This window comes from Streptomyces sp. NBC_00400, assembly GCF_036048035.1.
In the GTDB taxonomy this organism is placed as follows: Bacteria; Actinomycetota; Actinomycetes; order Streptomycetales; family Streptomycetaceae; genus Streptomyces.
In genome coordinates this window covers 4,652,056-4,664,409 of sequence record NZ_CP107940.1, presented here as the reverse complement: position 1 = coordinate 4,664,409, position 12,354 = coordinate 4,652,056, and the positions used below count along the sequence as shown (strand labels likewise).

The following is a 12,354-nucleotide window of genomic DNA, read 5'->3' as shown; positions in this document are numbered from 1 at the left end:
GGAGCAGCTAACAGGCAGCGCAAAGGGTCAGTGTAGCCACTTGGCACACTGATGTCCAGAGCGAGTTTCCGGAGACCGGTTCAACGCCGTGATACCGATCTTCTCCCTCCGGGAGGTCGTGTCCTCCGCACCGGAGGAACTCCTCGTTGTTCTTCTCTACGCCCATTGCCCTGCGCCTGCCGAAAGCCCTGCGCCAGTGGCGCACACCGATGCTTCCCTCTTCGTCGGCGATCCATGCCTCGAACCCTGGATCGCTTCTGCGTCGCGTCCCGAGAATTGCGCGCCGCGTCCGGTTCGTCAAGGCCCCCCACCTCTGGGAGATCGTCACATGGGGGCACGTCCGGGCAACGATGATCACCATACTCGCACGCAGGCGCGAGAGAATGCAGCCGTGGCGAGCACGCCGAAGGGCGACCACCCGCATGGGTGATCGCCCTTGGCTGGTGTCCGTGGCGCCTCAGGCGCCGTGGACGTGAGTCAGAGACTCAGTGGGGTCACTTGACCTCGACGGAGGCACCGGCGCCCTTGAGGGACTCGGCGGCCTTCTCGGCGGCTTCCTTGGCGACCTTCTCGAGGACCGGCTTCGGGGTGCCGTCGACGAGGTCCTTGGCCTCCTTCAGACCCAGGGAGGTCAGCTCACGCACGACCTTGATGACCTGGATCTTCTTGTCGCCCGCACCGGTGAGGATGACGTCGAACTCGTCCTGCTCCTCGACCTCGGCGGCCGGGGCGCCGGGAACGCCGGCGGCGGCAACGGCGACCGGGGCAGCAGCCTCGACGTCGAACTTGTCCTCGAACGCCTTCACGAACTCGGAGAGCTCGATGAGGGTCATGCCCTCGAACTGCGCGAGCAGGTCTTCCTGGCTGAGCTTCGCCATGGTGGCGGTCCTTCCACTAATTCGGCTGGTGCCGGATGTACATGTCTGGCGGGCGTACTACGGGCCCGCTGGGCGTCCGAGTGGTTACTCGGCAGCCTCGGCGGGAGCCGGCGTACCGGCACCGCCCTGCTCGACCTTGCTGCGAAGCGCGTCCGCGGTGCGGGCGAACTTCGTGAGGGGGGCCTGGAAGGTCGCCGCGGCCTTGACCATGGACGCCTTCATGCCACCCGCCAGCTTGGCGAGCAGAACCTCACGGGACTCGAGGTCCGCAAGCTTCTTGATCTCGTCGGCGGACAGCGCCTTGCCGTCAAGGACACCGCCCTTGATGACGAGAGCGGGGTTTTCCTTGGCGAAGTCACGAAGACCCTTCGCCGCCGTGACCGGGTCACCGGTCACGAAGGCAACAGCGGTCGAGCCCTTGAGGTGCTCGTCCAGCTGAATCCCGGCCTCCTTGGCCGCGATCTTGGTCAGCGTGTTCTTCACCACACGGTACTGAGCGTTCTCGCCGAGAGAACGACGCAGCTCCTTGAGCTGCGCCACAGTCAGTCCGGTGTAAGAAGTCACAACAGCTGCGTTGGAGTCACGGAGCTTCTCAGTGATCTCCGCAACAGCTGCGTTCTTGTCAGACGTCGCCATGAGCCTCGGCCTCCTTCCGGGTGATGAGGACCGCGCAGAAGGGGCTGGGCAAAACAAACGCCCCGGCGCAGGCGCACGGGGCGTACTCGACCGGGTCGGATCGGAATCCGGCCGGGAGTTCATCCATACACACCTGCGCAGGCCGTCCGCAGCTAGCGGATCCTTCGGCCACCACACGTCCGGGACCGGACGCGCAGAGACAACCAGCGGTCTTTGGCTTCCGGGAAAAGATACGGGAGCAGGATGCGGTCAGGCAAATCGGCGTGGGCGGGGACATCGCAGAGCCCCCGGCCACGCCGTCACGCGTGCGCGGTACCGGTTCAGGCGCCGGGCGCGGTCGTCGTCTGGCTCGCCGGCGGCGGCGCCACGTCGGCCTTGGTGCCGTAGCCCGTGTAGAGCGCGGTGGAGTCGCTGGGCTGCTTGCCGCCGAGCTTCTCCCGCTTCTTGACCAGCAGGTTGTTCGAGTCGATCCAGACGTCGAGCTGCTCGCTCTTTGCGCCGCTCTTCTCGAACTGCTTGCGGATCATGTCACCGAGGTCTTTGCCGAGCTTGCCGCTCAGCTGATCCGGCGTGATGGTGCCGGTGTAGTGCGTCGCCTGGACACCGTTGACGTCCTCCTTGCCGACGGCCTTGGCCGAGCCGGAGGCGGCCAGCAGCTCGATCGGCTGACTCGGGTCGGCGTTCTGCAGCGCTTCCTGGAGCATGGCGCCCGAGCCGCCCAGCCTCTTCGACAGGAGGGAGTACGGGTACTTCGTCCAGGGCTTGCCGCCGGCACCCGGCATGGCGGCGCCCAGGTTCATGTACACGGCGTCCTCGGCGTAGATCGCCTTGCTCGGCTTGCTCGGCCTACCGGAGCTCCCGCCGACGTCCATGGTGTTTTCCACGTTCATCCGCATGCCCTGCGACCAGTCCAGCTCGCCCTTGGTGGACTGCTTCATCTGCTTGCCGAGCAGGGTCGAGGTCGTGGAGGCGTCGATCTTCGCGGTCTTCTTGGCCTTGGTCGCCTGCTGGGCCGCCTTCAGCGCGTCCGCCGGATTCTGCGCCGGGTCCTGCTTCCCGCCCGCGTCGCTGCCGCCGGTGCTGCTGCTCCCGCCCCCGGACGCCTTGCCCCCGTCGTTGTTGTTGCAGGCGCTCAGACCGCCCACCAGAATCACGGCACCCGCCACGGCGGCGGCTATACGCGTGCTACGCATGTGAGGCTCCCCCTTGGATCAGCTTTGTCGACCTCGGGGCGACTGTAGTGCAGGCCACTGACCGCACATGCGTCAGGCCCCGTCTCTCCACAGGGAGAAACGGGGCCTGACGCACGAATCACGCGCTACAAGGCGTCGATCAGGAAGATCAGACGGCCTCGTCCTCGACGAGGAGGTTGCGGGTGCGGTTGGCGTCCAGCGGGATGCCGGGGCCCATCGTGGTGGTGATGGTGGCCTTCTTGATGTAGCGGCCCTTGGCGGCGGACGGCTTGAGGCGGTTGATCTCCTCGAGCGCCGCGGCGTAGTTCTCCACCAGCTTGGTCTCGTCGAAGGAGACCTTGCCGATGATGAAGTGGAGGTTCGCGTGCTTGTCCACGCGGAACTCGATCTTGCCGCCCTTGATGTCGGTGACAGCCTTGGCGACATCCGGGGTGACGGTGCCGGTCTTCGGGTTCGGCATCAGACCACGCGGACCGAGCACGCGGCCGAGGCGGCCGACCTTGCCCATGAGGTCCGGGGTGGCGACGACGGCGTCGAAGTCCAGACGGCCCTTGGAGACCTCGTCGATCAGTTCGTCCGAGCCGACGATGTCGGCGCCGGCGGCTTCCGCGGCCGCAGCACGGTCACCGGTCGCGAAGACCAGGACCCGGGCGGTCTTACCGGTGCCGTGCGGGAGGTTCACGGTGCCACGGACCATCTGGTCGGCCTTGCGCGGGTCGACACCCAGACGCATGGCGACCTCGACGGTCGCGTCGAACTTGACGGACGTGGTGTCCTTGGCGAGACGGACGGCCTCGAGGGGGGCGTACACGCGCTCCCGGTCGATCTTCGCGTCCGCGGTGCGAAGAGTCTTGCTGCGCTTCACTTCTGCTCCTGATGCAGTGGGGTGGAGTCGTGGTGCGGACCAGCGCCTGGTCCTGCCACGGGTGGTGCCTGCGGGGCTGAGATCAGCCCTCGACCGTGATGCCCATGGAACGGGCGGTGCCGGCGATGATCTTCTCGGCGGCGTCCAGGTCGTTGGCGTTCAGGTCGGGCATCTTGGTGGTGGCGATGTCACGGACCTGGTCGCGCGTGATCTTGGCGACCTTGGTCTTGTGCGGCTCGCCGGAGCCCTTCTCCACGCCCGCGGCCTTCAGGATGAGCTTCGCGGCCGGCGGGGTCTTGGTGATGAAGGTGAAGGAACGGTCTTCGTAGACCGTGATCTCCACCGGCACGACCATGCCACGCTGCGACTCGGTCGCGGCGTTGTAGGCCTTGCAGAACTCCATGATGTTGACGCCGTGCTGGCCCAGCGCGGGGCCGACCGGCGGGGCCGGGTTTGCGGCGCCGGCGCTGATCTGGAGCTTGATGAGCCCCGTGACCTTCTTCTTCTTGGGAGGCATGCTCTCTCCGGGTCCTAGTGAGAGGTGTTTCGCCAATCCACCCGGTCATCCGGATGGAGGCATACCGCACAACGATAACGGGTATAGTCGTGCGGCCAAAAACCGAGCAGGTCAGACCGGCTGTGAGCCCGTCTGACCTGATCGGTTTGGCTGGTGTTCCGGAAGAACCTAGTTCTTCTGGATCTGGTCGAAGCTCAGCTCGACCGGGGTCTCGCGGCCGAAGATCTCGACGAGGCCCTTGACCTTCTTCGAGTCGGCGTTGATCTCGTTGATCGTCGCCTGCAGCGTCGCGAACGGGCCGTCGGTGACGGTGACGGAGTCGCCCACCTCGAAGTCCAGCACCTGGACCTCGACCTTGCGCGACGGCGCCGGCCTGCCCTCGGCCGCGGCGGCCTCCTTGGCGGCCTTCTCCTCAGCCTCCGGGGCGAGCATCTTGACGATCTCGTCCAGCGTCAGCGGGTAGGGGTCGTAGGCGTTGCCGACGAAGCCGGTGACGCCCGGGGTGTTGCGGACGACGCCCCAGGACTCGTTCGTCAGGTCCATGCGCACGAGAACGTAGCCCGGGAGCTTGTTCTGGCGGATGGTCTTGCGCTCGCCGTTCTTGATCTGCGCGACCTCTTCCTGCGGCACCTCGGCCTGGAAGATGAAGTCCTCGACGTTCAGCGAGACGGCACGCTGTTCGAGGTTGGTCTTCACGCGGTTCTCGTAACCGGCGTAGGTGTGGATGACGTACCACTCGCCGGGCAGGCCACGGAGCTCGTCACGGAGGGCGGCCACCGGGTCGACCGGCTCCTGCTCCTCGTCCTCGGCGACCTCGGCGGCGGCCTCGGCGTCCTCTTCGACGTGCACCGCAGCCTCTTCGGCGGGCTCGCCGGCGGCGGCGTCCTCGGAGTCGAGCTCGTCGGCCTCGTCGGCGGCCTCGACGATCTCAAGCGCGGTGTCGTCGCCCTCGACCTCGGCCGAGGCAGCCGCGTCAACGTCGGCCGCTGCCGGCTCTGCGGAGTCGGCGGCGTCGTTCAGGTTCGGGTCAGACACGGTGGCTGCTTCTTCCTGGCTTCAAGGGGTTGAACATGCGAAAGGGGCGCCCGCTGAGGCGCCCTCCGCGGGATCAGCCGAAGACGTACCCGACGACTCGGTTGATTCCCAAGTCAATCACGGTTACGAGACCGATGATGATGACAACGAAGACGATCACCACACTGGTGTACGTCGACAGCTGGCTACGCGTGGGCCAGACGACCTTGCGGAGCTCCGCCACGACCTGGCGGTAGAAAAGCGCGAGCCGCGCGAAGGGGCCCTTCTTGCCGCGCTTGCCGCCACGGCGGGGCTTCTTCTGGGATTCCGCGGTGTCGTCCTCGGAACGACCGCGCTCAGGCATGTCGATGGAGCCCAGGGCGTCCGTCACTCGTCCTCACCTGAATCCGGGTCGTGGCCGTGCCGCGCCCGGTTGAGCCGCACGGCGGTGCATTTCATACGTACGCGTGCACGCACTGCGGTGGAGAGTGCGTGTAGCAGGGCCGGAGGGACTTGAACCCCCAACCGCTGGTTTTGGAGACCAGTGCTCTACCAATTGAGCTACGACCCTTTGTGGTTCCCCCAACCTACCGCATGCGGTCGACTGCACTAAGTGCGTGCGCCGCGGCGGCCTGTTCGGAGCCAACGGTCAGCGAGTGTACGTGGTTCGGAGCCAGGCGTCGAACAGGATCCCCCCGGGTCCTCCCGGGTGGTGCCCGCAAACCCGTGCAACGGGCTCCTCAGAGGTCTGCAACGATGCATATATGAGCGCTGCAACCCCTTCCGCATCGTCCCCCACCGACCGCCGGGTCTCGGCCCGCGTCGGTTCGATCTCCGAGTCCGCCACCCTCGCCGTCGACGCCAAGGCGAAGGCCCTCAAGGCGGCCGGACGCCCGGTGATCGGCTTCGGCGCCGGTGAGCCCGACTTCCCCACGCCCGACTACATCGTCGAGGCGGCGATCGAGGCCTGCCGCAACCCGAAGTACCACCGCTACACCCCGGCCGGCGGCCTCCCCGAGCTCAAGACCGCGATCGCCGCGAAGACGCTGCGTGACTCCGGCTACGAGATCGAGGCCGCGAACGTCCTGGTGACGAACGGCGGCAAGCAGGCCATCTACGAGGCGTTCGCGGCGATCCTCGACCCGGGCGACGAGGTCATCGTCCCCGCCCCGTACTGGACCACCTACCCGGAGTCGATCCGGCTCGCGGGCGGTGTCCCGGTCGATGTGGTCGCCGACGAGACCACCGGCTACCGCGTGACCGTCGAGCAGTTGGAGGCGGCCCGTACGGAGCGCACCAAGGTGCTGCTCTTCGTGTCGCCGTCGAACCCGACCGGTGCGGTCTACACCCGCGAGCAGGTCGAGGCGGTCGGCCGCTGGGCCGCCGAGCACGGCCTGTGGGTGCTGACCGACGAGATCTACGAGCACCTGGTCTACGGCGACGCCGAGTTCTCGTCGCTGCCCGTGGTCGTGCCGGAGCTGCGCGACAAGTGCATCATCGTCAACGGCGTGGCGAAGACCTACGCGATGACCGGCTGGCGGGTGGGCTGGGCGATCGGCCCCAAGGACGTCATCAAGGCCGCCGCGAACCTCCAGTCGCACGCCACGTCCAACGTCTCCAACGTCGCGCAGGCCGCGGCCATCGCGGCGGTCTCCGGCGATCTGACGGCCGTCGAGGAGATGAAGGTCGCCTTCGACCGCCGCCGTCGCACGATCGTGCGGATGCTCAACGAGATCGACGGCGTGCTGTGCCCGGAGCCGGAGGGCGCGTTCTACGCGTACCCGTCGGTCAAGGAGCTCCTGGGCAAGGAGATCCGCGGCAAGCGCCCGCAGACCAGCGTCGAGCTGGCCGGGCTGATCCTGGAGGAGGCGGAGGTCGCCGTCGTCCCGGGTGAGGCCTTCGGCACCCCCGGCTACCTGCGGCTTTCCTACGCGCTGGGCGACGAGGACCTGGTCGAGGGCGTGTCGCGGCTGCAGAAGCTGCTGGCCGAGGCGAAGTGATCCGATCCACTTACGAATTTTCGTAGGTGCCCAGCGGCGGGCGTCCGGAGTCTTCCGGGCGCCCGTTCGCGCGTTCCCGGGGACACCCCTTCGGGAAAGGCCCTACCGGCGCACCGCCCCCATACGGCAAGATCTTGGGATGGAGAGCGTTCGTGCCCGCGGCGGAGCCGCACTTCGAGACCTGCGCCGACTGCCGAAGGCCCATCTGCACCTGCACTTCACCGGTTCGATGCGGTCCGCGACCCTGCTGGAGCTCGCCGACAAGTACGGCGTCCATCTGCCCGAGGCGCTGCGGAGCGGTGAACCGCCCCGGCTGAGGGCCACGGACGAGCGCGGCTGGTTCCGCTTCCAGCGGCTCTACGACATCGCGCGGTCGTGCCTGCGGGAACCCGAGGACATCCGGCGGCTGGTCCGCGAGGCCGCCGAGGAGGATGTCCGCGACGGGTCGCGCTGGCTGGAGATCCAGGTCGACCCGACCTCGTACGCACCGCGGCTGGGCGGGCTGATCCCGGCCCTGGAGATCATCCTGGACGCGGTGCACGGCGCCTCCCGTGACACCGGGCTCGGTATCCGTGTCGTGGTCGCAGCGAACCGCATGAAGCACCCGCTGGACGCCCGCACGCTGGCGCGTCTCGCGGTGCGCTACGCCGACCGGGGGGTGATCGGTTTCGGGCTGTCCAACGACGAACGCCGCGGTTTCGCCCGGGACTTCGACCGTGCCTTCGCCATCGCCCGGGAGGGCGGACTGCTGGCGGCACCGCACGGCGGCGAGCTGTCGGGGCCGGCCAGCGTCCGGGACTGCCTGGACGATCTGCACGCCGGCCGGGTGGGGCACGGCGTACGGGCCGCGGAGGACCCCGTGCTGCTGCGCCGGCTGGCCTCGCGCGGGGTGACCTGCGAGGTGTGCCCGGCGTCGAATGTGGCGCTGGGGGTCTACGAGAAGCCGGAGGACGTACCGCTGCGGGCGCTCTTCGACGCCGGCGTGCCGATGGCGCTGGGCGCGGACGATCCGCTGCTGTTCGGCGCGCGGCTGGCCGCGCAGTACGAGATCGCCCGCACCTCACACGGCTTCACGGACGCCGAACTGGCCGAACTCGCCCGGCAGTCGGTCCGCGGCTCGTGCGCCCCGCAGGACGAGCAGCAGCGGCTGCTGACGGAGATCGACGGCTGGCTGGGCGCGTAGCGCCCCCGGGCCGCCCCGGGGAGGCTTCCCTAGAGACTGACGCCGACCGTGACCGGTTCGTTGACGAGCGTGACGCCGAAGGCCGCATGGACACCGTCGCGGACCTCGCGGGCCAGGGCGAGCAGGTCCTCGGTGGTGGCCCTGCCGCGGTTGGTGAGCGCAAGGGTGTGCTTGGTGGAGATACGGGCCGGGCCGCTGCCGTAGCCCTTGGTGAAGCCGGCCCGGTCGATGAGCCAGGCGGCGGAGGTCTTCACCAGGCCCTCGCCGGCCGGGAACGCGGGCGGGGCGGTGTCGGGGCCGAGGCGGTCCTGGACCCGCCGCAGGAAGACGGCGTGCTCGGCCTCGGTGAGGATCGGGTTGGTGAAGAAGGAGCCGGCCGACCAGGTGTCGTGGTCCTCGGCGTCCAGCACCATGCCCTTTCCGGCGCGCAGCGCCAGAACGGTCTCCCGGGCCACGGCGGCCGGGACCCGGTCCCCGGCCTCGACGCCGAGGGCGCGGGCCGTCTCGGGGTACTTCAGGGGCGCGGAGAGGCCTCCGGCGTCCTCCAGGGCGAAGCGCACCCGCAGCACCACGAACCGGTCGGGGTGCTCCTTGAAGCGGCTGTGGCGGTACGAGAAGCCGCACTCCGCGTTCGGGAGGGTGACCGTCTCGCCGGTGCGGCGGTCGTAGGCGACGACCTCGGTGATCGTGGCGGAGACCTCCTGGCCGTACGCGCCCACGTTCTGGATCGGGGTGGCGCCCGCCGAGCCGGGGATGCCGGCCAGGCACTCCACACCGGCCAGTCCGGCCTCGACCGTACGGGCGACCGCGTCGGACCAGTTCTCGCCGGCGGCGAGGGTGAGGTCCGTGCCGTCGAGCGCGAAGCCGCGGGTGGCGATGCGCAGGGCCGTGCCGTCGAAGCCCTTGTCGCCGATCACGAGGTTGCTGCCGCCGCCGATGATCAGCAGCGGGGTCCCGGCTTCGTCGGCCGCGCGGACCGTCGCGATCACCTCGTCGTCGGTGGTGGCCGTGACGAGGCGGGTGGCCGGTCCGCCGAGGCGGAAGGTGGTCAGCGGGGCGAGGGGCGCGTCGTGGAGTTCCTGCACGCGCCCAAGGGTACGGGGGCGGTCCGGCGATGCCCGGCCGGCCGCCCCCGCAGGACGCCGCTCAGGCGAGACGGACCACGGCGCGGGACATGCCCAGCACCTTCTGGCCCGCGCTCACCGCGGTGAGGTCGACCCGGACCGTACGGTCGTCGTCGTCCAGCTTGGCGGCGACCTTGGCGGTGACCTCGATCAGGGCACCGGTCTCGTCGTTGGGGACGACGACGGGCTTGGTGAAGCGCACGCCGTACTCGGCGACCGCACCCGGGTCACCGGCCCAGTCGGTGACCACCCGGATCGCCTCGGCCATGGTGAACATGCCGTGGGCGATGACGTCCGGCAGGCCGACCTCCTTGGCGAACTTCTCGTTCCAGTGGATCGGGTTGAAGTCGCCGGAGGCGCCCGCGTACCGGACGAGCGTGGCGCGGCTCACGGGGAAGGTCTGCGCCGGGAGTTCGGTGCCGACCTCGACCTCGTCGTAAGAAATCGTGGCGGTCATCTCAGGCCTCCTTCGCGGCACGGGCCACCAGCTTGGTGACGGCGGTCACGACATGTTCGCCCGCCTCGTCGTGCACCTCGCCGCGGATATCGATGATGTCGTTGCCCGCCATGGACTTGATGGCCTCGATGGTGGAGGTGACGCTCAGCCGGTCCCCGCTGCGCACCGGCCGGGTGTAGGCGAACTTCTGGTCGCCGTGCACCACCCGGCTGTAGTCCAGCCCCAGTTGCGGATCCTCGATGACCTGACCGGCCGCCTGGAAAGTGATCGCAAACACAAAAGTCGGCGGCGCGATCACATCGGAGTGACCGAGTGCCTTGGCCGCCTCGGCGTCCGTGTAGGCGGGGTTGGTGTCACCGATGGCCTCGGCGAATTCGCGGATCTTTTCCCGGCCGACCTCGTACGGGTCGGTGGGCGGGTACGTGCGTCCGACAAAAGACTGGTCGAGCGCCATGGGCTCGCAACCTCCCTGTACTGATGGTGATAACGCCGTGAGGCCGCCCCCACGAATGGGGACGGCCTCACGGACGAGCCTGTGTTATCGCGTCTCGCGGTGCGCGGTGTGCGAGTTGCAACGGGGGCAGTGCTTCTTCATCTCAAGACGGTCCGGGTCGTTACGCCGGTTCTTCTTGGTGATGTAGTTCCGCTCCTTGCACTCCACGCAGGCCAGCGTGATCTTCGGGCGGACGTCGGTGGCAGCCACGTGAGTGCTCCTTGGACGGACGGGTGGTCGGATTAACGCATAAAAGAGTAGCCGATCGGAGGACCGACCCCACAATCGGCTACTGTCAGTAGCGGTGACCGGACTTGAACCGGTGACACAGCGATTATGAGCCGCTTGCTCTACCGACTGAGCTACACCGCTGTGATGTAAGAGTCCCCCGCCCGAAGGCGAGGTACCTCACACATCAGAGCCCCAATACGGAATCGAACCGTAGACCTTCTCCTTACCATGGAGACGCTCTGCCGACTGAGCTATTGGGGCGAGCGATGAAGACATTACACGGCCCGCCGCCAAACGTGAAATCCGTATCCGGGCCGTGCCCCAACGGCCCCGCGCACCACACCGGTACGACTATTTCGCGCCTGCGCGAAGCTCTCCCGGCCGCGCCCTAGGCTCGGAAGAACGCTGCGTGATCTTGCACGCCGGTGGCTTCGAGGAGCGCGATGTCCGACAGCAGTTCGCCGCAGCCCCAGCCGGGAAAGCCCGGCGGTGCCGGCCGCTACGCCGGGCCGGACAGCGGTGCGCTGGTGCTGTGCGGCGCCCGGCTCGCCGACGGCCGGACGGTGGACGTACGGCTCGGCGGCGGACGCATCGAGGCCGTCGGGACGGCCGGCAGCCTCGCCCCGCAGGGCGCCCGCGTCGACCTCGCCGGCTACCTCCTGCTCCCCGCCCCCGCCGAACCCCATGCGCACTGCGACACCGCCCTGACGGCGGACGCCGACGGCCCCGCCCCCGGGTCCCCCGAGGACGTCCAGCGGCGGACGACCGAGGCCGCACTGCTGCAGCTGGGGCACGGCGCCACCGCTTCGCGCAGTCACGTCCGGATCGGCGACGTACAGGGCCTGCGCTCGCTGGAGGCGGTGCTGCAGGCCCGCCGGTCGCTGCGGGGGCTGGCCGACCTGGCGGCGGTCGCGGTGCCGCGGGTGCTGACCGGGGTGGCCGGGGCGGACGGGCTGGCGATGCTGCGGGACGCCGTGAAGATGGGCGCCGCGGTCATCGGCGGCTGCCCGGATCTCGACCCCGACCCGGCCGGGTATGTCGAAACGGTCCTGGAGCTGGCCGGGGAGCACGGCTGCCCGGTGGACCTGCACACCGACGGCGACGATCCGGCACGGCTGGCGCGGTTCGCGGCGATGTCCGGCGGACTGCGGCCTGGTGTCACCCTCGGGCCGTGCGCGGGGATGGCCCGGATGCCGCGGAGCGTGGCGGCGCGGGTCGCCGAGCAGCTGGCGGCCGCCGGGGTCGCCGTCGTCTGTCTGCCGCAGGGCGACTGCACGGGGCTGGAGCGGTACGGCTCACGGGTGTCGCGGCCGGCGCCCGTACGGCTGCTGCGGGCGGCCGGGGTGCGGGTGGCGGCGGGCAGCGGGGCGCTGCGGGACGTGGCGAACCCGGTCGGACGGGGCGACCCGCTGGAGGCGGCCTATCTGCTGGCTTCCCTGGGGGAGGCCACGCCGGATGCGGCGTACGAGACCGTGAGTTCGGCGGCGCGGGCGACGCTGGGCCTGCCCGAGGTGCGCGTCGAGGCGGGCTTCCCCGCGGAGCTGCTGGCGGTGCGCGGCGAGCGGATCGCCGGGGTGCTCTCGCTGGCCTACAGCCGGATCGTGATCCACCGCGGGCGGGTGGTCGCCCGTACCAGCGCGGTGCGGGAGTACTGCGACTCGGCGGCGGAGGTGGCGCTGGAGCTGCCCCGGCAGTCGCAGCGCTGAGCCACGGCGGCGAGAAGCCCCCGGCCCCCGGCCGGTCCCGCACGGTGCGACGGGCCT

At 69.3% G+C, this 12,354-nt stretch carries 14 protein-coding genes and 3 tRNA genes; 3 read left to right on the top strand and 14 right to left on the bottom strand.

What is annotated here, in order from left to right:
• Positions 1-494: 494 nt before the first annotated feature.
• From rplL to OHS81_RS20345, 8 genes are all read right to left on the bottom strand, one after another.
• Entirely contained in the window at positions 495-878 is a 384-nt protein-coding gene (rplL, locus tag OHS81_RS20380) for a 50S ribosomal protein L7/L12 (RefSeq protein WP_328386140.1), read from the bottom strand.
• A gap of 84 nt (positions 879-962) precedes the next feature.
• Positions 963-1,514: a 50S ribosomal protein L10 gene (gene rplJ, locus OHS81_RS20375; RefSeq protein WP_328386139.1), complete on the bottom strand. Its 552-nt coding sequence runs from the start codon at positions 1,512-1,514 to the stop codon at positions 963-965.
• Between the two features lie 320 nt (positions 1,515-1,834).
• Entirely contained in the window at positions 1,835-2,707 is an 873-nt protein-coding gene (locus tag OHS81_RS20370; RefSeq protein WP_328386138.1) for a hypothetical protein, read from the bottom strand.
• A 148-nt stretch (positions 2,708-2,855) separates the two neighbouring features.
• Complete coding sequence (gene rplA, locus OHS81_RS20365) at positions 2,856-3,572, bottom strand: 50S ribosomal protein L1 (protein WP_030074759.1); 717 nt, start codon at positions 3,570-3,572, stop codon at positions 2,856-2,858.
• A gap of 82 nt (positions 3,573-3,654) precedes the next feature.
• Positions 3,655-4,089, bottom strand: coding sequence for a 50S ribosomal protein L11 (rplK, locus tag OHS81_RS20360; protein ID WP_030074757.1), 435 nt, complete (start codon positions 4,087-4,089; stop codon positions 3,655-3,657).
• A gap of 168 nt (positions 4,090-4,257) precedes the next feature.
• The gene (gene nusG, locus OHS81_RS20355) at positions 4,258-5,124 is read right to left on the bottom strand and encodes a transcription termination/antitermination protein NusG (protein WP_328386137.1); all 867 of its coding nucleotides are present in this window, start codon (positions 5,122-5,124) and stop codon (positions 4,258-4,260) included.
• A gap of 73 nt (positions 5,125-5,197) precedes the next feature.
• A complete protein-coding gene (gene secE / locus OHS81_RS20350) occupies positions 5,198-5,494 on the bottom strand; it encodes a preprotein translocase subunit SecE (protein WP_042155825.1) in 297 nt (98 codons plus the stop codon).
• 107 nt (positions 5,495-5,601) lie between these two features.
• Positions 5,602-5,674 (bottom strand) — tRNA-Trp (locus OHS81_RS20345).
• Between the two features lie 193 nt (positions 5,675-5,867).
• Between OHS81_RS20345 and OHS81_RS20340 the strand changes: the two genes are divergently transcribed.
• Positions 5,868-7,103 (top strand): pyridoxal phosphate-dependent aminotransferase, encoded by a 1,236-nt coding sequence (locus OHS81_RS20340; RefSeq protein WP_311623462.1) that lies wholly within the window; start codon positions 5,868-5,870, stop codon positions 7,101-7,103.
• A 139-nt stretch (positions 7,104-7,242) separates the two neighbouring features.
• Entirely contained in the window at positions 7,243-8,286 is a 1,044-nt protein-coding gene (locus OHS81_RS20335) for an adenosine deaminase (RefSeq protein ID WP_328386136.1), read from the top strand.
• Between the two features lie 29 nt (positions 8,287-8,315).
• Here OHS81_RS20335 and OHS81_RS20330 read toward each other — a convergent pair whose 3' ends face one another.
• From OHS81_RS20330 to OHS81_RS20305, 6 genes are all read right to left on the bottom strand, one after another.
• Entirely contained in the window at positions 8,316-9,371 is a 1,056-nt protein-coding gene (locus OHS81_RS20330; RefSeq protein ID WP_328386135.1) for a UDP-N-acetylmuramate dehydrogenase, read from the bottom strand.
• A 61-nt stretch (positions 9,372-9,432) separates the two neighbouring features.
• On the bottom strand, positions 9,433-9,867 hold the full coding sequence (locus OHS81_RS20325; RefSeq protein ID WP_088798421.1) for a MaoC family dehydratase: 435 nt from the start codon (positions 9,865-9,867) through the stop codon (positions 9,433-9,435).
• A gap of 1 nt (position 9,868) precedes the next feature.
• Positions 9,869-10,321 (bottom strand): MaoC family dehydratase N-terminal domain-containing protein, encoded by a 453-nt coding sequence (locus tag OHS81_RS20320; RefSeq protein WP_088798422.1) that lies wholly within the window; start codon positions 10,319-10,321, stop codon positions 9,869-9,871.
• Positions 10,322-10,405: 84 nt separating this feature from the next.
• Complete coding sequence (gene rpmG, locus OHS81_RS20315) at positions 10,406-10,570, bottom strand: 50S ribosomal protein L33 (RefSeq protein ID WP_006604855.1); 165 nt, start codon at positions 10,568-10,570, stop codon at positions 10,406-10,408.
• An 89-nt stretch (positions 10,571-10,659) separates the two neighbouring features.
• Positions 10,660-10,732: transfer RNA gene (locus tag OHS81_RS20310), tRNA-Met, on the bottom strand.
• A gap of 47 nt (positions 10,733-10,779) precedes the next feature.
• Positions 10,780-10,852, bottom strand: a tRNA-Thr gene (locus OHS81_RS20305).
• A 182-nt stretch (positions 10,853-11,034) separates the two neighbouring features.
• Here OHS81_RS20305 and OHS81_RS20300 point away from each other — a divergent pair.
• A complete protein-coding gene (locus OHS81_RS20300) occupies positions 11,035-12,297 on the top strand; it encodes an amidohydrolase family protein (RefSeq protein ID WP_328386134.1) in 1,263 nt (420 codons plus the stop codon).
• The last annotated feature ends 57 nt before the right edge of the window (positions 12,298-12,354 follow it).

What these genes read in the sequence shown, in the direction of transcription:
- rplK (WP_030074757.1), bottom strand. Translation starts at nt 4,089, where the DNA reads ATGCCTCCCAAGAAGAAGAAGGTCACGGGGCTCATCAAGCTCCAGATC.
- OHS81_RS20300 (WP_328386134.1), top strand. Translation starts at nt 11,035, where the DNA reads ATGTCCGACAGCAGTTCGCCGCAGCCCCAGCCGGGAAAGCCCGGCGGT.
- OHS81_RS20325 (WP_088798421.1), bottom strand. Translation starts at nt 9,867, where the DNA reads ATGACCGCCACGATTTCTTACGACGAGGTCGAGGTCGGCACCGAACTC.
- OHS81_RS20335 (WP_328386136.1), top strand. Translation starts at nt 7,243, where the DNA reads ATGGAGAGCGTTCGTGCCCGCGGCGGAGCCGCACTTCGAGACCTGCGC.
- rplJ (WP_328386139.1), bottom strand. Translation starts at nt 1,514, where the DNA reads ATGGCGACGTCTGACAAGAACGCAGCTGTTGCGGAGATCACTGAGAAG.
- rplL (WP_328386140.1), bottom strand. Translation starts at nt 878, where the DNA reads ATGGCGAAGCTCAGCCAGGAAGACCTGCTCGCGCAGTTCGAGGGCATG.
- OHS81_RS20340 (WP_311623462.1), top strand. Translation starts at nt 5,868, where the DNA reads ATGAGCGCTGCAACCCCTTCCGCATCGTCCCCCACCGACCGCCGGGTC.
- OHS81_RS20320 (WP_088798422.1), bottom strand. Translation starts at nt 10,321, where the DNA reads ATGGCGCTCGACCAGTCTTTTGTCGGACGCACGTACCCGCCCACCGAC.
- OHS81_RS20370 (WP_328386138.1), bottom strand. Translation starts at nt 2,707, where the DNA reads ATGCGTAGCACGCGTATAGCCGCCGCCGTGGCGGGTGCCGTGATTCTG.